Source organism: Microvirga sp. Mcv34 (assembly GCF_024519725.1).
Taxonomy (GTDB): Bacteria; Pseudomonadota; Alphaproteobacteria; order Rhizobiales; family Beijerinckiaceae; genus Microvirga.
In genome coordinates, this window is sequence record NZ_JALJRK010000074.1 from 1 (window position 1) to 22,114 (window position 22,114).

25 protein-coding genes are annotated in these 22,114 nt (G+C 66.1%); 17 read left to right on the forward strand and 8 right to left on the reverse strand.

Annotation, left to right across the window (positions count from 1 at the left end):
* Positions 1-395: 395 nt before the first annotated feature.
* Complete coding sequence (locus OC446_RS24250; protein WP_262031579.1) at positions 396-815, reverse strand: hypothetical protein; 420 nt, start codon at positions 813-815, stop codon at positions 396-398.
* Between the two features lie 335 nt (positions 816-1,150).
* On the opposite strand from OC446_RS24250, the gene OC446_RS24255 reads away from it, so the two are divergent.
* Complete coding sequence (locus OC446_RS24255) at positions 1,151-1,399, forward strand: hypothetical protein (RefSeq protein ID WP_262031580.1); 249 nt, start codon at positions 1,151-1,153, stop codon at positions 1,397-1,399.
* A 34-nt stretch (positions 1,400-1,433) separates the two neighbouring features.
* Here OC446_RS24255 and OC446_RS24260 read toward each other — a convergent pair whose 3' ends face one another.
* The 4 genes from OC446_RS24260 to OC446_RS24275 all read right to left on the reverse strand — a co-directional run bounded on the left by OC446_RS24260 (position 1,434) and on the right by OC446_RS24275 (position 4,763).
* A complete protein-coding gene (locus OC446_RS24260; protein ID WP_262031581.1) occupies positions 1,434-2,027 on the reverse strand; it encodes a histidine phosphatase family protein in 594 nt (197 codons plus the stop codon).
* Between the two features lie 25 nt (positions 2,028-2,052).
* Positions 2,053-2,877, reverse strand: coding sequence for an enoyl-ACP reductase FabI (gene fabI, locus OC446_RS24265; RefSeq protein WP_181053651.1), 825 nt, complete (start codon positions 2,875-2,877; stop codon positions 2,053-2,055).
* Positions 2,878-3,141: 264 nt separating this feature from the next.
* A complete protein-coding gene (locus tag OC446_RS24270) occupies positions 3,142-4,098 on the reverse strand; it encodes a J domain-containing protein (RefSeq protein WP_262031582.1) in 957 nt (318 codons plus the stop codon).
* 239 nt (positions 4,099-4,337) lie between these two features.
* Positions 4,338-4,763 carry an RT0821/Lpp0805 family surface protein gene (locus OC446_RS24275; RefSeq protein WP_262031583.1) on the reverse strand — a complete coding sequence of 142 codons (426 nt, stop codon included), beginning with the start codon at positions 4,761-4,763 and terminating at the stop codon, positions 4,338-4,340.
* A 98-nt stretch (positions 4,764-4,861) separates the two neighbouring features.
* Between OC446_RS24275 and pdxH the strand changes: the two genes are divergently transcribed.
* The 3 genes from pdxH (at position 4,862) to OC446_RS24290 (ending at position 6,733) form a co-directional block, all read left to right on the forward strand.
* Entirely contained in the window at positions 4,862-5,470 is a 609-nt protein-coding gene (pdxH, locus tag OC446_RS24280) for a pyridoxamine 5'-phosphate oxidase (RefSeq protein ID WP_262031584.1), read from the forward strand.
* Between the two features lie 94 nt (positions 5,471-5,564).
* Positions 5,565-6,287, forward strand: a complete 723-nt coding sequence (locus OC446_RS24285) for an SDR family NAD(P)-dependent oxidoreductase (RefSeq protein WP_262031601.1) — start codon at positions 5,565-5,567, stop codon at positions 6,285-6,287.
* Positions 6,288-6,298: 11 nt separating this feature from the next.
* Positions 6,299-6,733 carry a hypothetical protein gene (locus OC446_RS24290; RefSeq protein WP_262031585.1) on the forward strand — a complete coding sequence of 145 codons (435 nt, stop codon included), beginning with the start codon at positions 6,299-6,301 and terminating at the stop codon, positions 6,731-6,733.
* Between the two features lie 24 nt (positions 6,734-6,757).
* Here OC446_RS24290 and OC446_RS24295 read toward each other — a convergent pair whose 3' ends face one another.
* Together OC446_RS24295 and OC446_RS24300 are read right to left on the reverse strand one after the other, a co-directional pair.
* Positions 6,758-8,770 (reverse strand): acyltransferase family protein, encoded by a 2,013-nt coding sequence (locus OC446_RS24295; protein WP_262031586.1) that lies wholly within the window; start codon positions 8,768-8,770, stop codon positions 6,758-6,760.
* A 158-nt stretch (positions 8,771-8,928) separates the two neighbouring features.
* Positions 8,929-9,996, reverse strand: coding sequence for a citrate synthase/methylcitrate synthase (locus OC446_RS24300; protein ID WP_262031587.1), 1,068 nt, complete (start codon positions 9,994-9,996; stop codon positions 8,929-8,931).
* Positions 9,997-10,071: 75 nt separating this feature from the next.
* Here OC446_RS24300 and OC446_RS24305 point away from each other — a divergent pair, with 75 nt between their 5' ends.
* The 5 genes from OC446_RS24305 to OC446_RS24325 all read left to right on the forward strand — a co-directional run bounded on the left by OC446_RS24305 (position 10,072) and on the right by OC446_RS24325 (position 13,436).
* Positions 10,072-11,205 (forward strand): citrate synthase family protein, encoded by a 1,134-nt coding sequence (locus OC446_RS24305; RefSeq protein ID WP_262031588.1) that lies wholly within the window; start codon positions 10,072-10,074, stop codon positions 11,203-11,205.
* Positions 11,202-11,651 carry an NUDIX hydrolase gene (locus OC446_RS24310; protein WP_262031589.1) on the forward strand — a complete coding sequence of 150 codons (450 nt, stop codon included), beginning with the start codon at positions 11,202-11,204 and terminating at the stop codon, positions 11,649-11,651. Before OC446_RS24305 ends, OC446_RS24310 begins: the two co-directional genes overlap by 4 nt.
* A complete protein-coding gene (locus tag OC446_RS24315) occupies positions 11,648-12,235 on the forward strand; it encodes a TIGR02301 family protein (RefSeq protein ID WP_262031590.1) in 588 nt (195 codons plus the stop codon). The genes OC446_RS24310 and OC446_RS24315 overlap by 4 nt, the downstream gene beginning before the upstream one ends.
* Positions 12,236-12,621: 386 nt before the next feature.
* Positions 12,622-12,885 (forward strand): hypothetical protein, encoded by a 264-nt coding sequence (locus tag OC446_RS24320; RefSeq protein WP_262031591.1) that lies wholly within the window; start codon positions 12,622-12,624, stop codon positions 12,883-12,885.
* 245 nt (positions 12,886-13,130) lie between these two features.
* On the forward strand, positions 13,131-13,436 hold the full coding sequence (locus OC446_RS24325; protein ID WP_262031602.1) for a GIY-YIG nuclease family protein: 306 nt from the start codon (positions 13,131-13,133) through the stop codon (positions 13,434-13,436).
* Positions 13,437-13,627: 191 nt separating this feature from the next.
* Here OC446_RS24325 and OC446_RS24330 read toward each other — a convergent pair whose 3' ends face one another.
* Positions 13,628-15,007, reverse strand: a complete 1,380-nt coding sequence (locus OC446_RS24330; RefSeq protein WP_262031592.1) for a dihydroorotase — start codon at positions 15,005-15,007, stop codon at positions 13,628-13,630.
* 27 nt (positions 15,008-15,034) lie between these two features.
* On the opposite strand from OC446_RS24330, the gene OC446_RS24335 reads away from it, so the two are divergent.
* The 8 genes from OC446_RS24335 to OC446_RS24370 form a co-directional block, all read left to right on the forward strand.
* A complete protein-coding gene (locus OC446_RS24335) occupies positions 15,035-15,913 on the forward strand; it encodes a YgfZ/GcvT domain-containing protein (protein WP_262031593.1) in 879 nt (292 codons plus the stop codon).
* A gap of 108 nt (positions 15,914-16,021) precedes the next feature.
* The gene (locus OC446_RS24340) at positions 16,022-17,971 is read left to right on the forward strand and encodes a PAS domain-containing sensor histidine kinase (RefSeq protein WP_262031594.1); all 1,950 of its coding nucleotides are present in this window, start codon (positions 16,022-16,024) and stop codon (positions 17,969-17,971) included.
* Between the two features lie 96 nt (positions 17,972-18,067).
* Positions 18,068-18,715: an FMN-binding negative transcriptional regulator gene (locus tag OC446_RS24345; RefSeq protein WP_262031595.1), complete on the forward strand. Its 648-nt coding sequence runs from the start codon at positions 18,068-18,070 to the stop codon at positions 18,713-18,715.
* Entirely contained in the window at positions 18,708-19,181 is a 474-nt protein-coding gene (gene aac(6') / locus OC446_RS24350) for an aminoglycoside 6'-N-acetyltransferase (protein WP_262031596.1), read from the forward strand. The genes OC446_RS24345 and aac(6') overlap by 8 nt, the downstream gene beginning before the upstream one ends.
* Positions 19,182-19,443: 262 nt before the next feature.
* On the forward strand, positions 19,444-20,052 hold the full coding sequence (locus OC446_RS24355; protein WP_262031597.1) for a DNA-3-methyladenine glycosylase I: 609 nt from the start codon (positions 19,444-19,446) through the stop codon (positions 20,050-20,052).
* Positions 20,052-20,645, forward strand: coding sequence for an HD family hydrolase (locus tag OC446_RS24360; protein WP_262031598.1), 594 nt, complete (start codon positions 20,052-20,054; stop codon positions 20,643-20,645). Before OC446_RS24355 ends, OC446_RS24360 begins: the two co-directional genes overlap by 1 nt.
* Positions 20,646-20,922: 277 nt before the next feature.
* A complete protein-coding gene (locus OC446_RS24365; RefSeq protein WP_262031599.1) occupies positions 20,923-21,441 on the forward strand; it encodes a tyrosine phosphatase family protein in 519 nt (172 codons plus the stop codon).
* Between the two features lie 59 nt (positions 21,442-21,500).
* On the forward strand, positions 21,501-22,114 hold a 614-nt coding region (locus OC446_RS24370), incomplete at its 3' end, for a DUF2339 domain-containing protein (RefSeq protein WP_262031600.1).

Here is a 22,114-nt window from a genome sequence, read left to right on the forward strand (position 1 = left end):
GCCTCGCGAAGCGCGCCCCTCGTCGGATCAGGCTGTGCAATGATATAGCTAAGGTTGAAGCATCTGTCAAGAACAAAACAAGAACGTAACATCACGCGCCCCCACCCTCCACGTCATGGCCGCACTTGATGCGGCCACCCACGCCTTTGGCGTGGGTGGAAGACGTGGGTGGCCGGGACAAGCCCGGCCATGACGGCGGCGCGCGTCAGAACGGACGCACCAAGTGCCGGAGTGTCAACCACCTCTGCCACGTCATCACCGGCCTCGTGCCGGTGATCCCGATCGGACAAACGCCGTGCTTCACCGGATCGGATGGCCGGGACAAGCCCGGCCATGACGTGAGCGGGCGTCACTCCCGACGCAACACGCCGGCGAAGGTGAAGGCCGGGACCGGTTCACCGATAGGGATAGCAATCCGCGCGGTTGAGGGTGAGACCGAAATGGTGACCGAGTGCCACGATGGCGTCCTCGTGCTCCGGGTAGGGATCGCGGTTCTCGGGGCCGACGATGATGATCCTGAAGCCGGCATCCCGGCGCCCCTCCGGCGGTAGCATGGCGGTGACGAGGGTCTTGCCCTCCGCATCCCTCAGGGTCAGGAACAGGGGCATCATGCGCCGCACATGCGCTTTCAGGCCGATATTCCGCTCGATGAAGGGGCTGGAATCCGCCTGATAGCTGTTGGCGGCCGCCTCCCAGGCATTGCGAAAATGCTTCTCGACCGCATGGCTCATCGCATCGGATTCGAGCGCGGCCTCGCCCTCCGTCTCGATCCGGAACCAAGTCTTCGCCCCTGGAGCATCGCAGATAAATTGCATATCCCGATAACGCGGAAACGCGGCGATAAGTTTTCCGCACGATGCTTTAGGAACGGCTTTGGGCCATGAGTGGGCCATGCCGTTGCATTGCCCCTGGGCATTCCGCCATGCTAGCACTCGAACCGGAACCGGGCGCACCCGGTTCTGGGGTGTGAGAACCCCTCCGCAAGCGGTCGGCATCGACCGCACACGATGCCTCCTTGCCTTATGGCCGGGAGGTGTTGGCGCATGTCCAAGGCGAAAGCCCAAAGGCCAATGCAGCCGTCTTGCGGCGGTTTCTCAACTCCCGGCCACCAGCGATGCTGGTGGCTGCTTCACTTGAGGGAGTTGCCGCCATGATCTTCCGTCGGAAACCAAAGCCACCTCTCGTTCAGGCAGAGAGGCTCGTGCGGGAGGCGGTCGCCCTCGTCTACCGCTACTGGCGCGACACGGATGACCGGCCGAGCGAAGCCGATCTGGCACGGTTCCGAACTCTCGAGAGCCGCCTCTTCCAAAGCTACGGCACCGTGCGCCGCATCGTCATTCGTATGGAACGGCGTTTTCACGGCGAGCCTGAGGTCAACGAGCATAAGTGGTCCCGCTGATGGACGGCTGAGCGCCACATCGGCGCAACCCGCGTCACACCCAGCGATAGCTGAGCCCTTCGATCATGAGCACCCGGCCCTGCCAGATGTCCATGCTGGCGGCCTGACGGGAATTCACCCCGCAGCAGATCGCGAGGAAAGCCCGGGCGACGCCGCCATGGGCGACGATGACCGTGTCACGGGTGAGGTCGTCCAGGATCGGGCGGATGCGGTCCACCAGCATGGCGTAGCTCTCGCCCCCGCCGGGTGGCGCGTAATGCCACTTGTCCTGCTCGCGCAGAGCCGCGAGCGACGGCTCGGCCTTGCGGACCTCCTTCCAGGTCATGCCTTCCCAGGAGCCGAAGGTCAGCTCGACCAGGCGTTCGTCGAGCCTGTAGGATTCCGGATGCAGGCCAAGGGTCCCACGCAGGATCTCCATGGTCTCGCGGGTTCGGGTCATGGGACTCGCCACATAGGCGAGGTCCTCGACATGCGGCGCGAGGGACTGGAGCTTGCGGCCGGCCTCCTCGGCTTGGACGCGCCCGACATCGTTGAGCGGAATGTCCTTCTGGCCCTGGAGCCGGCCCTCCAGATTCCAGTCCGTCTCGCCATGGCGAATGAAGTAGATCGTGGGGCGGGACGCGGTCACTGTTTTCAAGTCCGATACGCTGAAACTAATCTTTGTCGAGGGAGAGATCCGGCGCTTCCGGGTTCTTCATGCCGACCACGTGGTAACCCGCATCCACATGCAGGATCTCGCCGGTCATGCCGCGCGACATGTCGGACACGAGATAAGCGGCGGTCTCGCCGACCTCCTCGATGGTGACCGTGCGGCGCAGGGGCGAGTTGTACTCGTTCCACTTCAGAATGTAGCGGAAATCGCCGATGCCGGAGGCGGCGAGCGTCTTGATCGGGCCGGCCGAGATGGCGTTGACGCGGATGTTCTTGGGGCCGAGATCGGCCGCCAGATAGCGTACCGACGCCTCGAGCGCCGCCTTCGCCACGCCCATGACGTTGTAGTGCGGCATCCACTTCTCGGCGCCGTAATAGGTGAGCGTCAGCAGCGAGCCGCCGTCGTTCATCAGCTTCTCGGCCCGCTGGGCGATGGCCGTGAACGAATAGCAGGAGATCAGGAGCGACTTGGTGAAGTTGCCTTCGGAGGTCTCCACATAGCGGCCGGTGAGCTCGTCCTTGTCCGAAAAGGCGATGCAATGGATCACGAAGTCGATGGAGCCCCAGAGGCGCTTCACTTCTTCGAACACGGCGTCGATGGTGGCGCCGTCCGTCACGTCGCAATGACCGACCACATGAGCATCGAGCTCCTTCGCCAGGGGCTCGACGCGCTTCTTCAGGGCATCGCCCTGATAGGTAAAGGCGAGTTCCGCTCCGTGCTGGCGGGCAGCCTGCGCAATGCCCCAGGCGATCGAACGGTTGTTCGCCACGCCCATCACCAAGCCACGCTTACCGGCCAGAATGCCGGTGGCCTTTGTCTCCGCCATGATTCACCTAGATCGTCACTGGACAGCTCAAGAAAGAACGGCCTCTTTAGCCGACCGAGCGACCACGGGGAAGCCCTCTTAGCAGCCGTTCGGACAATCGGCGTTCCTCCCGCCGTTCTACCGGTCGTCACCGGGCTCGTCCCGGCGCTCCCGATTGGAAAGACGCGGCGTCTTTCAGAAACGGGATGGCCGGCACAAGGCCGGCCATAACGTCGAGAATGTCATCCGGGTCTGCGCCCGGCAGCAGGGCCTTGGGTGCCGACCTTACTTCGCGTTGGCCGAGCGGCGCTTGCGGGCGTATTCCATCAGGTCCTCGTCCACGACCTCGGGCAGCCTGATTTCCGTGGTCACGAAGAGATCGCCGTGGCCGGATTTGGTGGGCAGTCCCTTGCCGCGCAGGCGGAAGGTGCGGCCGGAATTGGTCATGGGCGGGATCTTCATCTCCACCGAGCCGGTCAGGGTCGGCACCCGCACGGAGCCGCCGAGGATTGCCTCCTCGATTTCGACCGGAAGCCGCAGGCGCAGGTCCGAGCCCTCAGGCGTGAAGCGCTCATGGGGGGCGAAATTGATGGTGAGCAGCGCATCGCCGGGATCGATCCCGGGGGCGCCCTGCCCCAGCCCGCGCAGGCGGATCACCTGGCCGTTGCTCACGCCCTTGGGGATGACCACGTCCACGTCGCGGCCGGTTGAGAGCCGGATGCGCTTCTTGGCCTCCTGGGCCACCTCTTCCAGGGTCACGGTCAGGGTGGCGGCCACGTCCTCGCCCTTCTGGGCGCGGGCGCGGCCCCGGCTCTGGCGCGGGGATTCGCCGGCGGAGCGGAAGGCATCGGCGAAGAACTGGGAGAACACGTCCTCGCCCGGATCGGCGCCGAAATGGCTCCGGTTCGAGCGACGGGCGCCGCCGCCGAAGCCGGAAAAGCCGCTGAAGCCGGCAAAGTCCTCCGGCCGCGCGCCGCCGCGTCCTCCGCCGCCGAAGCCCTCGAAGCCCTGGAAGCGGGGCTTGCCCTCGGCGTCGATCTCGCCCCGGTCGAACTGGGCGCGCTTTCCGGCATCGCCGAGGATCTCGTAGGCGCTATTCGCCTCGGCGAACTTGTCCTTCGCCTTGGGGTCGTCCTTGTTGCTGTCGGGATGATAGGTCTTGGCGAGCTTGCGGAACGCCTTCTTGATCTCCGCTTCGCTCGCCGAGCGGGATACGCCTAGAACGTCGTAGGGGTTTCGCATTGTGGATTCCATGAACCGTCGGATTGAGAGCTAAGAGCAACGGACCCAAAAGTGATTTTGCACATTTGGGATCGAATCCGATGCTCATTGTCTGAGCTGGCGCAGCGTTCTTCGCGGACCCAGCGGGCCGCGCTAGCGAAAACCGGGTCCACTTTTCCGCACGATGCGCCGAAGCTCAACGGGTTTGACGGTCATATGGGCGAAGTGTTGCGCCTTTGCAACGAGATCGCCCGTAAGAGCTAGACCTTGGCCGCAGCCTTGAGGGGCTTGACGTCCTTGATCGCCCAGTCGCCCCCTGAGGGCCGGCAGGCGGTGCCGTGCAGGGAGGATGCCGAGGGACTGCTCAGATGGGCCGAGAAGCTGCGGCAGATCTCGTCGTTCTTCACGAAGGGCGCGCCCATGGGCGTGAAGGTGCCCTTCATGGTGGAGGCGGGATTGTCCCAGGACACCTGGGTGCCTGGCCCCTGCGGATCGAGGGCGACGGCGAGCGCCGCCTTGGCCCGGCGCCAATCCTCCTGGTCGAGGTCGGGGGACAGGGGGGTGTCCGCCCGGGCCGTGACGGTGCCGGTGGATTTCGGCTCCTCGTCGTCGAGAGCCGAGAGACCGAAGGAGAAGCTGCATGCGCTCGTGGACAGGGCCAAAAGGCCGACGACCAACAGCTTCATGGCTTCGCTCCGGCCAACATCTGATCTATAACGGCGCGCATTGATCCACGTCACGCGTCGGATCCCCCAGAACCAAAAGTCACAGTACGAGATAACCATTGAACCCGTTAACAACCGGTGACTTCACTGAATCGGAAGAGCCCTTCGCCCTCTTCAGGACTTGGCTTTCGGAAGCCGAGGCCTCGGAGCCGAACGACCCCAACGCCATGGCGCTGGCGACCGTCGACGAGACCGGACTTCCCAACGTCCGCATGGTGCTGCTGAAGGGCTTCGACGAGAACGGCTTCGTGTTCTACACCAACACGGAATCCAACAAGGGCCGCGAATTGCTCGGCCAGAAGAAGGCGGCCCTCGTCCTTCACTGGAAGAGCCTGCGCCGCCAGGTGCGCGCCCGCGGGCCCGTCACCCTGGTGAGCGACGAGGAAGCGGACGCCTATTTCCAGAGCCGCCCCCGCGACAGTCGCATCGGCGCCTGGGCGAGCCAGCAATCGCGCCCGCTCGAGAGCCGCTTCGCCCTCGAGAAGGCGGTGGCGCTCAACACGGCCAAATACGCCATCGGCGAGGTGCCGCGCCCACCCTACTGGACGGGCTTCCGCATAGCCCCGGTGTCCATCGAGTTCTGGCAGGACAAGCCGTTCCGGCTCCATGACCGCGTCGTGTTCACCCGCGACGGGGACGGCTGGCGGAAGGTGCGGCTTTATCCCTGATCCCATGGACCTCAGCCCTGAACTGGGATAGGGCTCTGCCCCCTCTCGGAAAGAAACCCAGATGTCCGCATCGCCCACCAATTCCCGCCGCATCATGCTGCTCACCGGCGCCAGCCGGGGGATCGGGCATGCGACCGTCAAGCGCTTCTCGGCAGCCGGGTGGCGGGTCATCACCTGCTCGCGGCACGGCTTTCCGGAGAACTGCCCCTGGGAGATGGGACCGGAGGACCACCTCCAGGTGGACCTTGCCGACGCGCAGGACACCCGCCGCGCCATCGCCGAGGTAAAGGAGCGGCTCGCCGCCGAGGGCGGCTGCCTCCACGCGCTGGTGAACAACGCGGGCATCTCCCCCAAGGGGCCGGGCGGCTCCCGGCTCGACGCCATCCACACGACGCACGACGATTGGCTGCGCGTGTTCCAGGTGAACTTCTTCGCCTCGATCATGCTGGCCCGCGGCCTGCAGGACGAGCTCACGAAGGCGAAGGGCTCGGTGGTGAACGTGACCTCCATCGCGGGCTCCCGCGTCCACCCTTTCGCGGGTGCGGCCTATGCCACGTCAAAGGCGGCACTCGCCGCCCTCACCCGCGAAATGGCGGCCGATTTTGGGCCGCTCGGCGTACGCGTGAACGCCATCTCGCCGGGCGAGATCGACACTTCGATCCTGTCTCCCGGCACGGAAAAGATCGTCGAGCAATTGCCGCTGCGCCGCCTCGGCACCCCGGACGAGGTCGCCAAGGCGATCTATTTCCTCTGCACGGATGCAAGCTCCTACGTGACCGGCGCGGAGCTCCACATCAACGGCGGCCAGCACGTTTAAAGGAGCGGTCCATGCTCCTGCGGATTGCCGGGCACCGTGCAGGGAAGTTCACTTCCCTCCTGACAGCCGCTTTGATCCTCGGCTCGGCGCTGACGGCTCTCGCCCAGGAAGCGCCCGAGAAGGATCCCTTCGCCGACGCAGACATGCAGCCCTCGTACCGGGCGCAATGCCACGAGGTGCGGGAGCTGACCAAGGATCGTGAAACCGGTGAGACCCGCGTCGATTTCAGCGTGACAGGTCCCTTGGCCCTCGTGAATTTCGACGGGACCCTCGCCTATCTCGGCCTGTGCGGCACCGCGCCCGACCCGAAGGTTCTCTGCGTCACCTATCAGACCAATGACATGAAGGTCGGCGACGTGGTGACCGTCGCCGGCGGCTACAGCCGCCCGAGCCCTGATTTCATCGTCCTCGACCCATGCCTCGCGCGGCGGCCGGAGGAGCCCTGAGGGCGCCCGTTCTCACGATTTGACCTATTCCACGCGCTTGTCGAGCGACAGCTCGCTCATGAAGGCGTGGCTCAGGGTCTTGGCGAATGTGGCTGTCAGATGATGGCGGTCCCGATAGACCAGGATACCGCCGATCACAGTCGGGCATCGCTCAGCGTCGCATAAATATTTCGTGAGATCGAGCACAGGCCGCTTCAGTTCCCGGGCGGTCGTGAGAACGGGATCCATTCTGAAGACGTCATCCCGTGGCGGCGCGCAGTCGACGCTCCGGTTTCCGCTCTCGGCCAGACACCTGTCCGCATCGAACTTGAGCCAGGGCGTGGACCTGATACCGCGCACATCGAGCCCCATGTCGGTAAGGCGCGACCACGCCTCCGCCATGCCCTTCAGGGCCGTCTCGGGATAGCCGGGCGACTGCGCGACCAGGACCAGATCGGGCCGCTCGCGCTCAAGCCACGCGATCACGTTCTTCGACCATTCGAGACACTCGGTATAAAGGCGCTTCAATGGGGGATGGTAGAATGCCTCCAGAGAGAACAGGCATGCGGACTTGGACAGGCCGTGGAACTGGATCGAACCCTTGCGCGCGAGCTCCTCGAAGGCAGGATAAAAATGGCCCGCGTGAGAATCCCCGACCATGACGATCTTCGTCCTGGCGGTCGGATCGCCGTAAGTACATGTCAGGACTGCCGTCCTGCCCTGGTTCTGATGGCATTTGGACTTGTAGATGGACGGCACGTCCGCCTTCACGTGCTCGGGTCTCGGGATGAAGGTGGCGAGATCCTCGTTCCGCCAATCGTAGCGAGGGTCGGTCATCGCCCGCACCCCGGGTCGGTCCTCCCCTGAAGCGATCGGTCCCGGCTCCTGTTCGCTCACCGCGAGATAACCCACCCCAAGCGCAAGGATCGCCGCCACGCATGCCGCCCCGGTGGCGATCGTTTTTCCCGTGGCAATGAAGCCCGACCTGAACCGATCCTCGACGAACACCTTGCTGACATGGGCAAGGCCGCAGGAAGCAAGGAGGATCAGAGCGCCGTCGGCAAGACCTGGACTGCGCTCCGTCACCTCCGCGTAGACGGCAATGAGGGGCCAGTGCCAGAGATAGAGCGAATAGGATATGTCGCCGAGGTACTGAAACAGCCTCGAGTTCAAAATGATGCGGCCGGACCAGGCCTCCTGCGCGCCGCTCGACGCGATAACGGCCGTTGCAGCCAGGGTCGGGAGCAGCGCCGCATAGCCCGGAAATTGCGTGCTCTCGTCGAAAGCAAGGCTTGCGGCCACGATCCCGAGAATGCCGGCAAGCCCCAGTGCGGCCTTCAGAGGCTGCGGAACGCCTCCGGGAGCAAGGAAAACAGCCAGGGCACCGCCAAGCGCCAGCTCCCAGGCCCGGGTCGTGGTCGCGAAATAGGCGGTTCCGGGGTCGAGGGGCGTGAGATAGACCGAAAAGGCGAGAGAGCCGGCTCCTACTGCGGTGACGACCCAGCCGAAAGCCTTACGGGAATCCAAGCCCGCCTTGCGCACGGCGACGAGAACGGGGAGCAGGATCAGCGGCCAGATTATGTAGTATTGTTCCTCGACAGACAAGGACCAGAAATGATTCATGGGTCCTTTCGTATCGCCCGCCAGGTAATCCACGGCTTGAGCGGCCAGGAACCAGTTCTGAACATAGGCCGCGCTGGCCACGATGCCGCTGACGATGTCCGGCCATTGTCCTTTCGGGAAGAGCGGGATGCTCAGCGCGACCGCGATGGACACCACGGTCGCTGCCGGCAGCAGGCGCCGGATGCGGCGGGCGTAGAAGCCCAGGATATCGATCTCGGCTTTGGCCTTGAACTCCTTGAAAAGGGAGCCGGTGATCAGGAAGCCCGAAATAACGAAGAAGACGTCGACGCCGACATAGCCGCCCGGCAGAACTTCGGGCCAGACATGATAGATCAGGACGGACAGGACGGCGATGGCCCGAAGTCCCTGCACCTCTTTGATGACGTGATGAGAAGGATGCATGATGCCCTGCAGGCCTGGCAGGGCTTCCTGCATCTGCCAGACCCTTTCGGCTGATACTCAGGATTGTTTTCGATGGCAAGCTGGACAGATCCTGGTGGCTGCATCGGTTATGCTCTCGGGCGCGCAGAGCGAGTATCGGAGAGGAGAATCGATGGGAGACGGTGATGTCCCGCGCTGCCCTCGGCCTGGCGTCACGCCGCCTCGGCGGGCCGGGCTCCGACGTAGCGCGACTGCGGACGGATGATGCGGCCGACCTTCTCCTGCTCGATGGCGTGGGCCACCCAGCCCGCCGTGCGGCCGGCGGCGAAGAGGGGCGTAAAGCCCTCGCGCGGGACGCCGAGAGCGTCGAGCAGGATCGCCGTATAGAACTCCACATTGGTGTCGAGCCGGCGTCCGGGCTTGCGGCGCTCCAGCACCTTCAGGGCCGTCACCTCCACGGCTTCGGCGAAGGCGATGCGGTTGCCGCGCCCCTTCAGCCGCCCGACGGCGGCCATGAGCACATCCGCCCGCGGGTCGCGGACCCTGTAGATGCGGTGGCCGAAGCCCATGAGGCGTTCGCCCCGGGCCATGGCGTCTTCGAGCCAGGCTTCCGCATTCTCGACGGAGCCGATCGCGTCCAGCATGTCGAGCACCGGACCAGGCGCCCCACCATGGAGCGGGCCTTTCAGGGCGCAGAGCCCGGCCACCACCGAGGACAGGATGCCCGCCTGGGTCGAGGCGACCACGCGGGCTGTGAAGGTCGAGGCATTCAGCCCGTGGTCGATCACCGTCACGAGGTAGGTGTCGAGCCCCTGGGCCTCGTCCGCCGCCACGGGCGCGTCGCGCATCATGCGCAGGATATCGGCCGCGTGCCACGCATGGGCATCGGGCTCCACCGGCGCCAAGCCCTGCGCGCCGCGCACCGCCATGGCGGCCGCCACCCCGGCGGCCCCGACTGCGAGAGCGGGATGGTCCTCCTCCGCGTCGGGCAAACTCGACAGCAGCAGTCGCATCCCCTCCACGGGCGTGAGGCCGGCCAGTCTGTCGGCCAATGGAGCGAGGTGCCTGAAGGCCCGGACCCGCGCCTTGCCGAGTAGCGCCCGAGGATCGGCGATGTTCGGGACGAGGCCGGTCCAGAGCATCGCCACCACGTCCTCGAAGGCCACCCGGCCGGCGAGTTCCTCAAGGTCGTGCCCGCAGATGATCAGGCGCCCAGCCTCCCCGTCCACATGGCTGAGAGCGGTCTCCGCCGCCACGACGTCGTCAAGTCCGATGCTCATGAGCTTCCTCCTGTGTTGCGGGGAGCTTCACGCTGGCCTTGCGCAACCGTCAATCTTGAATCAACATATCAACATATGGACGACACATCCCTCGATCTCTCATCGGCCGACGAAGCCTCGGCGCGTCTCGGCATCAGCCGGGCGAGCCTCTATGCCTATGTGAGCCGGGGCCTGATCCGGTCGTTCTCGTCACCGCACGATCCCCGGCAGCGGCTCTACGCGGTCGAGGATGTGGAAACGCTGGTGGAGCGCAAGGCGCGCTTCCGCCGTCCCGCCGTCGCGGCGGCGACCGCCCTCGACTGGGGCCTGCCGGTGCTGGAGACGGCCATCGCTCAGATCAAGGACGGGCGCCTGTTCTATCGCGGGCAGGACGCCATCGCCCTCGCCCGGACAGCCACCCTCGAGGACACCGCCAAACTTCTGGTCGGCGCCTTGCACGGGGACGCCTTCCTCGAACCCTCCCGGATCCCCGCTCCCCTGCCCGGCCCGGCCATCGGCCTCCATGGCTTCGTCGCGCAGGCGGTCCGCCTTCTGTCGGAGCCGGCGCCCAAGGAAACCCGGGCGGCGGAGGTGGCCGCGATCCTGCGCCTGATGGCCGCCGCGGCCACCGGCTCGGATCCGGGCATCGCGCCCCTTCACCGGCATCTGGCGCTGGCCTGGAGGGCTTCGCCGCAGGCGGCCGACGCCATCCGGCGCGCCCTCGTTCTCTGCGCCGACCACGAACTCAGCTCGTCCACCTTTGCCGTCCGGGTCACGGCCTCGACCGGCGCGACCTTGCGCCATGCGGTGATCGCAGGTCTGGTCGCCCTGAGCGGCCCCTATCATGGCGGCATGACGGAGCGGGTCAGGGCGTTCCTCGACGATCCCGCAAAGTCTCCCCGCCCTGGCCTCCGGCACCGCCTCTACCCGGACGGCGACCCCAGGGGCGAAGCCCTCCTGGAGAACGCGCCGCTCCTGGCCACGGACGCCACGACCCTGAAGGCCCTGACGGGAACCTCCGGCGGCCGCCCCGGCATTGACGTGGCCCTCGTCATGATGGAGCGGGCCTATGGATTGCCGTCCGGGGCGGCCTTTGCCCTCTTCGCCATCGGGCGCACGGCCGGATGGCTCGCCCATGCCGTCGAGCAGCGCAGCCAGGCCGCCCTGATCCGCCCCAGGGCCCGCTACGTGGCGGCCGATGAACCACCGACCCGGAAACCCTCCCCATGACCTCCGACCGCCTCTATCCCGCCCGTCCGATCCTCGCCGCCTCCGTGGCGGTGATCCGGGATGGACGCATCCTGCTCGCCGCACGCGGCAAGGCGCCGAGCGAGGGCCTGTTCTCGCTGCCCGGAGGGATGGTCGAAGCCGGCGAGACCCTGGGCGAGGCGGCCTTGAGGGAACTTCGCGAGGAGGTCGGGGTTGAGGCCAAGCTTATCGGTTTGATCGCCCCGGTCGAATTCATTGAAAGGGACGAGAAAGGCCATATAAAGCATCACGTCGTCATCGCCGCCCATGCCGCCCGTTGGGTTTCGGGCGAACCCCAGACAGGTCCGGAAGCAAAGGAAATCCGTTGGGTCACGGAACGGGATATCGCCGATTTGCCGATGACGGCAGGTCTCACGGGGATTCTGGAACGGGCCTTCCGGCTCGCAGGCGAGGATTCACGCGCATGAAGCGCACCGGCCTACTGCTCGCCCTTCCCGCCCTGCTGCTGGCGGCAGCGCCGCCGGCGCAGGCGCAAAGCTTCTTCGAGCGGCTGTTCGGCGTTCCGCCACGACCGCAACCGGGCCAGCCCGTTCCGCAGCAGCAATATCGGCCCGTGCCGCAATCCCAGCCGCAATACCGCCAGCAGCAACCTCCGCAACAGCAACGACGCCCTCAGCCACAGCAGACGCAGAAGCCTGCCGGCCAGCCGCAGCAGCAGGCGGAGCCCGCTCCGGCGGTCGAGCCGCCACCCGCGCCCTACGAGAGGGAATTGCTGCGGCTGGCTGAGATCATGGGATCGCTCGCCCTGCTGCGCCCGCTCTGCAGCGCGCCCGACGGCCCCGAATGGGGCCGCCGCATGCAGGTTCTGCTCGAGGCGGAAGGGACGACGCCCGGCCGGCGCGAGCGCCTCGCCGGGGCCTACAACAAGGGCTACCAGGCCTATGCCCTCACCTATCGCGTCTGCACCCCTTCGGCCCAGGAAGCTTCCGTGCGCTTCCTGAGCGAAGGCGAGCATCTCGCCCGCAACATCACGGGCCGCTACGGCGGGTGAGCGGAAAGAACTCGATCTCTCCCAGGCCTCAGCCAGCAGGCCCGGCCATCAACCAGCACTGACCTGAGCCCTCATCCTGAGGAGGAGCTTTAGCTCCGTCTCGAAGGACGAGGGCGCCTCCGGTGCATGCTGGACGATCCTTCGAGACGGTCGCTGCGCGACCTCCTCAGGATGAGGCCGAGATTGATGAGCAGCCCCCGAGGAGTTTGGCTCCATCTACACCCGCGTGACGACATGAGTGTTGCGCCTGTGCCTCTTATCCACATTTTTCGGCAAATCCCCTCTCGCGTTAACCTCCTTGCAAGGTGATGCTGGCGGTGGGTCGGCGCGACGTCTAGAAATGATTCAACCGAACTCGCGCGCCGCCCCTCAAAGGGGCCTGGATCATGAACGACAACAACGTCCCTCTCGACGATATGCCCGAACTCAGCGCCCTCAAGCAGGCGGCCCTGAGCTATGTGACCGAGGCCTTCGCCGAGGCCGAGCTCGATGGGCTCGACAGCGATTGCATGGCGCAGGCCGCCCTCTTCGCGGCCTTCACCGAACTCGTTGCCACCTATGGCGAGGAGGCCGTTGCGGAATACGCCGCGACCCTCGCCGACAAGATCCGCGGCGGCGCCTTTTCCATGGTGGGCGCGCTGAAGCACTGAGGGCACACGAACGAGACAACCTCAGCCTGAGCGCCTGACTCCTATAACTCCGACCTCATCCTGAGGAGCAGCGCAGCTGCGTCTCGAAGGTCATCCAGTGCGCACGGGAGGCGCCCTCGTCCTTCGAGACGCAGCTGCGCTGCTCCTCAGGATGAGGGCTTAGGGTAGTGCCGGTTGATGAGCCCGCCTTCGAGGAGGTGTGTCGATGCCCGGGAGCCCCACGAATGGATGGTTGCTGATTCTATATACTTCGATGCGCCGATGGCAGTTACTACGTCGGCACAAGCCGGTCGGACGATCTGGAAACCCGCGTCAGCCAGCACAACCTGGGCACCTTTGGCGGCTACACGGCGAAGCGACGGCCCGTTGTCCTGGTTTACTCGACGCACTTTGCCCGCATCCTCGATGCCATCGCCTACGAAAGGCAGGTAAAGGGCTGGTCGAGAGCCAAGAAGGAAGCACTGATCCGGGGCGATTTCGAAGCTCTTCCAGGACTGTCGAAGAGCTATCGCTCAGGTCGCAATCCTGCGAGCCCGCGTGACGACACATAACACCGGATTTCCCCACTCGACCTCATCCTGAGGAGCCTGCGCAGCAGGCGTCTCGAAGGATCGTCCAGTACACATTGGAGACGCCCTCGTGTCCGGACATAGTCCGGGACCTCGCGACGGTCACTCCGCGACCTCCTCAGGATGAGGGCTCAGGATTGTGCCGGTTTCAGCTTGCCATTGATGCTAGGAAATCACCCGCCCAGCGTCTCCTCGAACCTTACCACCTCGCCCTGCGACGGCGTCTCGAGCGACCCGTCCCACATGACCACGTTGCCGCGCACGACCGTGCCGACGGGCCATCCCGTCACCTTCTTGCCGTCGTAGGGCGTCCATTGCGACTTCGAGGCGATCCAGTCGTTGGTGATCGTCTCGGTGCGCTTCAGGTCGACCACGGTGAAATCGGCGTCGTAGCCCACAGCGATGCGGCCCTTGTTGGCGATGCCGAAGAGGCGCTTGGGGCCGGCGCTCGTGAGATCCACGAACCGCTCCAGCGTCAGCCGGCTCGCATTCACGTGGTCGAGCATGATCGGCACGAGGGTCTGCACGCCGGTCATGCCGGAGGGCGTGTTGGGATAGGTCTTGTCCTTCTCCTCGCGCGTGTGCGGCGCATGGTCGGAGCCGAGGACGTCGGCGATACCCTCGTCCAATCCCTGCCAGAGGGCGGCGCGATGCATCTCGTCGCGCACGGGCGGGTTCATCTGGATATAGGTGCCGAGGCGTTCGTAATCCTCCGGGCCCGCCAGCGTCAGATGATGCGGCGTGACCTCGACCGTCACAAGATCCTTGTGGTTCTTCAGGAGCGCCATCTCCTCGGCCGTGGTGATGTGCAGCACGTGGATGCGGGCGCCCGTCTCCCGCGAGATGCGCACGAGGCGCTGCGTGCAGGCGAGCGCCACTTCGGCCGAGCGCCACACCGGGTGCGAACGCGGATCGCCTTCGACGCGCAGGCCCTTGCGCTCGCGCAGCATCGCCTCGTCCTCGGAATGGAAGGCGGCGCGGCGGCGGGTGCGGCGAAGGATGCTGGCGATGCCCTCGTCATCCTCCACCAGCAGGGAACCGGTGGACGAGCCCATGAACACCTTGATGCCGGCGGCGCCCGGCAGGCGCTCCAACTCCGGCACGTCGGCGGCGTTCTCGTGCGTGCCACCGACCCAGAAGGCGAAGTCGCAATGCATGCGGTGATGGCCGCGCCGCACCTTGTCGGCGAGCGCTTCCGGGGTCGTGGTCTGCGGGTCGGTGTTGGGCATCTCGAACACTGCCGTGACGCCGCCCATGATGGCTGCGCGGGAACCCGATTCGAGATCTTCCTTGTGGTCGAGGCCCGGTTCGCGGAAATGCACCTGGGTGTCGATGACGCCGGGCAGAATGTGGAGGCCCCGACACTCGACCTCCCGCGCGGCGGAGGCCTGCGACAGGTCGCCGATGGCGACGATCCGCCCATCGCGCACGCCGATGTCGCGCTCGACGCGTCCGTCGTGATTCACGACGATGCCGCCTTTGAGGATCAGGTCGAAGGTTTGGGGCATGGCAATCTCATCCCTTGAGGCCGCTGCGGAACGGGCATATGTCACGCTTGTATCGATAAGGAGAGCGGGCACATGCCGTCAGTCCATCTGGCCGACCGGGGCGTGGTAAGGGTTTCGGGCGAGGACGCCAAGACTTTTCTCGACAACCTCATCACCTGCGACCTGGACCGCGTGTCGCCTGACGCCGCGCGCCTCGGCGCCCTGCTGACGCCGCAGGGCAAGATCCTGTTCGACTTCATCGTCTTCCAGGCGCCGGCCGAGATCGGTGGGGCCTATTACCTCGACGTGCTCAAGGTCTTCGCGCCCGACCTTGCCAAACGCCTCGGCTTCTACAAGCTGCGGGCCAAGGTGGCGGTCGAGGACCTGTCCGAAGCCCTGGCCGTCGTGGCCGGCTGGGATTCGCCGCCGCCCGACGAGGAGGCCGGATTCGTCGTGGAGGACCCGCGCCTGCCCGGTCTCGGCTGGCGCGCCGTCGTGGCGGCGCAGGATGCGGCGGAATTCGGCCGGGATCCGGCGGAGGCCTACCTCGCGCACCGCATCGCGCTCGGCGTGCCGGAGGGCGGCCGCGACTTCCTGTTCGGCGAGGCCTTCCCGCACGAGGCCCTGATGGACCAGCTTCACGGGGTCGATTTCGACAAGGGCTGCTATGTGGGCCAGGAGGTGGTCTCGCGCATGCAGCACCGGGGCACGGCCCGCACCCGGATCGTGCCGGCGGTCTATGAGGGCGGTTTCGCGGCGGATGTGGGCGTCGAGGTCACGGCCGGAGGGAAGACCCTGGGCCAGACCGGAATGGGCATCGACGGCCGAGGCCTCCTAATGATCCGCCTCGACCGAGCCGCGGATGCGCTCCAGGCCGGCGAGACGATCCGGGCCGGGGGTATTCCCGTGACGCTCGAAAAGCCCGCCTGGATCCGCTTCCCATTCCCGGGCGAAGCGGAGCGCCCGATTTAAGTTCAGGTCAAGCTCGCGGAACTAGCGGGATCACATCTGCGTTATATGCAACTGGGCTGGCCTATGCGCCGAAGAAGCGCACGAACGGCCCTGCTGGGGAATGTCTGGATGAATGCAGTGTCAGGTGAAAGGACGACGTCGCAGGAGAGGCGCTTCCAACTCCTCGTCGACGCAGTCACGGATTATGCCATCTACATGCTCGATCCGACCGGCACCATCGTGAGCTGGAACCCCGGGGCTCAGCGTTTCAAGGGCTATGTGGAAAGCGAGATCATCGGCGAGCATTTCTCCCGCTTCTACACGGAAGAGGACCTTGCGACGAACCTGCCGAAGCGCGCCCTCGAGACGGCAGCGCGCGAGGGCAAGTTCGAGGCCGAGGGCTGGCGCGTCCGCAAGGGCGGCACCCGGTTCTGGGCGCATGTGGTCATCGACCCGATCCGCGATCCCCACGGCAACCTGCTCGGCTTCGCCAAGATCACCCGCGACCTCACCGAGAAAAAGAAAACAGAGGAAGCCCTCAAGGAGAGCGAGGAGCGCTTCCGCCTGCTGGTCCAGGGTGTGACCGACTACTCCATCTTCATGCTCGACCTGCAGGGTCTCGTGACGAACTGGAATGCCGGCGCGCAGCGCATCAAAGGCTATGCCGAGAGTGAGATCGTCGGACGCCATTTCTCGCAGTTCTACACCGAGCACGACCGCGCCACCGGTCTTCCGGAGCGCGCCCTCGAGACGGCGGCGCGCGAGGGCAAGTTCGAGGCCGAGGGCTGGCGCGTCCGCAAGGACGGCACGCGCTTCTGGGCCAATGTCATCATCGATCCGATCCGCACCGATCGGGGCGAGCTGATCGGCTTCGCCAAGATCACGCGCGACATCACCGAGCGCCGGAAGGCGCAGGAGGCGCTCGAAGAGGCGCAGGCCGCGCTGTTTCAGGCGCAGAAGATGGAGGCGGTCGGGCAGCTCACGGGTGGGGTGGCGCACGACTTCAACAATCTGCTGACGATCATCGTCAACAACCTGGATCTCCTGACCCGCAACGCGCACGATGCCCGCGACATCAAGCTGATCGAGAGCGCGCAGCGCGCCGCCGAGCGCGGCGCGAAGCTGACGCAGCAGCTCCTCGCCTTCTCGCGCCGCCAGCCCCTGCAGCCGAACGCCCACAATCCTAACATCCTCATCGAAGGCTTCGAGACGGTCCTGCGCCGGGCCTGCGGCGAGCTGATCCGGCTGCAGCTCTCGCTCGCTCCTCGTGTGCGATGGATTTCCGTCGACGCACCGCAATTCGAATCGGCCCTGCTCAACCTCGTTGTCAACGCACGAGACGCCATGCCGGACGGCGGCACCCTCAAGATCATGACGGGCAACGTCACGCTCGAAGAGAAGGATGCCGCCACGACGTCCCTTGCGCCGGGCCACTATGTCTCGATCGCCGTGCAGGACACGGGCACCGGCATGGCCCCCGATGTCGTCTCCCGCGTCTTCGAGCCCTTCTTCACCACCAAGGAGATCGGCAAGGGGACGGGACTGGGGCTGAGCCAGGTCTACGGTTTCGTCACCCAGTCCGGCGGCCACATCAAGGTCGACAGCGCGCCCGACCAGGGCACTCGGGTGACGATGCTCCTGCCCGCTCAGGAGAGCGGCGAGGACACACCTGAGGAGAACGGGGACGAGACGGACCGTCCCGTCCGGGACAGCGCGGGAACCGTGCTGATCGTGGAAGACGAGCCGGCGGTCCGGGAGGTGGCGAGCGACATCTTCGACAGCCTCGGCTACGACGTGGTGACGGCGAGCGACGCCAACGAGGCGCTTCGGATCCTCGACGCCAACACGTCCATCGACGTGCTCTTCAGCGACGTGATCATGCCCAACGGCATGAACGGGGTCGAGCTGTCCCGCAAGGCCCGCGAGATGCGGCCCGACCTGAGGATCCTGCTCGCGTCGGGCTATCCCATGTCGGCCCTGCCCTCCGAGGGCCTGGGGGCGGGCGTGTCCTTCATCAGCAAGCCCTACCGCTGGACGGAGCTGGCCGAGAAGCTGCGGGTGCTGCGGACGGGATCGTGAGGATCATTGCCGGACGTGATGCGCGGCATCGGGATTTTTGATTGGTCCGGGCTTTCATGAATCGATAGCATCCCCGCTTCAATGCCCGGGAATGCCATGTACCAGCCGCCCCACTATCGCGAAGACGACCTTTCGGTTCAGCATGCCCTCATCAAGGCCCATCCGCTCGGCCTCCTGGTGACGCTCGGCAGTGCCGGGATCGAGGCTAACCCGCTCCCCTTCTTGCTGGACGCCTCCGCCTCCGCGCAGGGAACCCTCAAGACCCATCTCTCCCGCGCCAATCCGCAATGGCGGAACGTCGATCCGGCCCAGGAGGCGCTCGTGGTCTTCCAGGGCCCCGAGGCCTACGTCACGCCGTCCTGGTACGCGGCGAAGCGTGAGCACGGCAAGGTCGTACCGACCTGGAATTACGCCATCGTCCAGGCCCGCGGCCGCCTGACGATCCGGGACGATCCCGATTGGCTGCTGCGGCAGATCGGCGCCATGACGGACGTCCAGGAGGCACCGCGACCGGAACCCTGGGCCGTGAGCGATGCGCCGGCGCCCTTCGTGGCCGCGCAGCTCAAGGGCATCGTCGGAATCGAGATCGAGATCACGCGGATCGAGGGCAAGTGGAAGGTGAGCCAGAACCGCGCCGAGGCCGATCGGCTCGGCGTGTCGGCGGGGCTGCGGCTCTCGGATGACGATGCCTCCCACCGGATGGCGGATCTGGTCGATGCGCGGGGAGGCCGGCCCCTTGAATGACGGAGCCTGCCCCAGGATCGAGCCCTGCACGCTCCAGTCCCTCGAGGAATGGGCGAAGCTGCGCCACGCCCTCTGGCCGGACGGCCCGGTGCAGGAGCATCGCTCCGACGCGCAGGCCATGCTCTGGGAGCAGAAGAAGGCCGTGGCTTTTCTCGTACGCCTGCCCGACGGCACGGCCGCCGGCTTCGCCGAGGCCGCCCTGCGCCACGACTACGTGAACGGCTGCTCCACGTCCCCCGTGGCCTTCCTCGAAGGGATCTATGTCGAGCCGGAGCACCGCCACCGGGGCCTCGCGCGGCTGTTGTGCCGGGCCGTCGAGGATTGGGCGAGGCGTATCGGCTGCCGCGAATTCGCCTCCGACGTGCTCCTCGAGAACACCGCCTCGCAGACCATGCACAGGGCGCTCGGCTTCGAGGAGACGGAGCGGGTCGTGTACTACCGGAAGCCCCTGTCGGCTGGACGATGAGGGTTTCCTTCGGATCCAGACTCATCACGCAGCACCAACCTGAGCTCTCAGGATGAGGGCGCCTCCAAAGAGCATGGACGATCCGTCGAGACGCAGCTTCGTTGCTCCTCAGGATGAGGTGAGAGGGTGAGGCAACGAAATCACCGGCGCGGTGCTGGAGTCCAACTCAGCGGGCGTTGATGACGTGGAGGAGGATCTGAATTCTCCCTCCTCGCCACCGCCGTCTCTTCCCGTTTCCCCACGGCCCCGCTACACACGTTCCATGACCGACGGACTGATCCCGCACCCCGACAACAAAACCCGCTGCTGGTGGCCCGGCACCGATCCCTTCTATGTCGCGTATCACGACACGGAATGGGGCGTACCGGAGTTCGACGACCGCGCCCTGTTCGAGAAGCTCATTCTCGACGGCTTCCAGGCGGGCCTGTCCTGGATCACGATCCTGCGCAAGCGGGAGAACTTTCGTCGGGCCTTCGCCGGTTTCGAGCCTGCGGTGATCGCCCGTTTCGATCAGGCCCAGGTCGAGGCGCTGATGCTCGATACCGGCATCGTGCGCAACCGCGCCAAGATCGAGGCGACGATCGCCGGCGCCCGCGCCTGGCTCGTCATCCAGGAGCGCGGCGGCTTCTCGCGCTTCCTGTGGGATTTCGTCGATGGTCGGCCGGTGCAGACGAACGCCAGAACGCGCAAGGACGTGCCGACCGAAACGGAGGTCTCGCGCCGGATCTCGAAGACGCTCAAGAAGGAAGGCTTCAACTTCGTCGGCCCCACCATCGTCTACGCGTTCATGCAGGCGGTCGGCATGGTGAACGACCACCTCACCGGCTGCTATCGCCACGCGGAATGCGCTCAACTCGCCGAGAAACTCTGATGGCGAAGGAACCCCGCGTCTGGCAGCGGATGCTCTCCGGCCGCCGCCTCAACCTGCTCGATCCCTCACCGCTCGACGTCGAGCTCGACGACATCGCCCACGGACTCGCCCGTGTTGCGCGCTGGAACGGGCAGACCGTCGGTCCGCACATCTTTTCGGTCGCGCAGCACAGCCTGCTCGTGGAGGCCATCGCGAGCCATCTCGATCCGGATATGTCGCGCGAATGGCGTCTCGCGGTGCTGCTGCACGACGCACCGGAATACGTGATCGGCGACATCATCTCGCCCTTCAAGGCCGTCATCGGCGATGCCTACAAGACCATTGAGGCGGGTCTGCTCGGCGCCATCCACCTGCATTTCGGCCTGCCCGCCCAGCCCGCCGCCGCGCTCAAGCGCTTCATCAAGCAGGCCGACCGGCAGGCGGCCTTCCTGGAGGCGACCCACCTCGCCGGATTCGGCCGCGAGGAAGGCATCAAGTTCTTTGGACGCCCCGAGCCCCTGCCCCGTGCCGTGCTCGCGCTCCTGGAGCCCTGGCCTGTGGCCGACGCGGAGGAGCGCTACCGGGATCGCGTGACCGCGACGCTGGCGGGCTGAGGGGTTGCTTATCACGCGCCCCCCGCTGTCATTCCGGGGCGCCGCAGGCGAACCCGGAACCCATAGCCGCTGACGTTTGAAGGAATGGAATGCAGCCTTAAACCTTTTTCTGCGGCGCTGGCGTTTATGGGTTCCGGGCTCTCGCTAACGCTCGCCCCGGAATGACAGCGAGGCGCTTTCCCAAATCGAGATGGCCGGCACAAGGCCGGCCATGACGGGAACGTCTGGTCATGCGATACCACTCCCACACGGCCCCTCCTCCACTCCGAGTCCGCCCATGCCGACCCTGCACGTCTGCTCCTTGTCCCGCCTGAATGAGACCATGACGGCCACCCGCGCCAGCCATGTGGTGAGCCTTCTGGGGGCCAGCGCGACAGTGGAGCGTCCGGCCGGCATCGCGGCGGAGCGCCATCTCTTCATCGGCGTCAGCGACATCGTGGAGCCCTTGGAAGGCTATGTCCTGGCGGGGACTGAGCATATCGAGCGGCTTCTCGCCTTCGTGCGGGCCTGGGGCCGGGAAAGCCCCCTCCTGTTCCATTGCTGGGCCGGGATCAGCCGCTCCACCGCCGCCGCCTATATCACGGCCTGCGCACTGGCACCGGAGCGGCGGGAGGACGAGATCGCGCTGGCGCTTCGGCAGGCGTCTCCGAGCGCGACGCCCAATGCCCGGTTCGTGGCTTTGGCCGACGACCTCCTCGACCGTCGGGGCCGGATGGTCGACGCGATCCGCGCCATCGGCCGGGGCGCGGAGGCTATGGAGGGGACCCCCTTCATGTTACAGCTTAACAGGGGCTAGCTGATTCCGGTCGGTGGAGCGGCTCTGCGCTGTAAATCGGGGGCTCCTTCGTGGACGACATGTTGTTAGGTTTTGCCATCCTTCTGTCCACCCTGATCGGAATCGGTGCTCCCATCATTGCCCTCATCGGCCTGATCTTGGCCGTAAAGGCGCGGCGAAATCTTCAGCTCGTTCATGTGCGTCTCGACCATCTTGAGACCGAGTTGCGCGCTGCCCGACGCGCCGGCGACCTTGCGGCAGAGCCGACCGCGGCGCCCGCTCCCGCGCCCGAGCAGCCCTCGCAAGCGGCTCCTCCCCCGCCGGAAGCAGAAGCGCCGAAGCCCGTATCGGTCCCGGCCATTCCAGCGGCGGCGCAACAGCCCCCTCCGCCCCGCACAGGTTTCGAGGAAAAGCTCGGCTCGCGCTGGGCCGTGTGGGTCGGCGGGGTGGCGCTGGCGTTGGGCGGCATCTTCCTCGTGCGCTATTCCATCGAGCAGAACCTGCTCAGCCCCGGAACGCGCATCGCCCTCGGGGGGCTTTTCGCCCTCGCGCTCATCGGAGCGGGCGAAGGGATGCGCCGCCGCGAGAGCAGCTTCGGCCTGCCCGGCATTCCCAGCGCCAATGTGCCGAGCGTGCTCACGGCGGCGGGCACCTGCACGGCCTTCGCCTCGGCCTACGCGGCCTATGCGCTCTA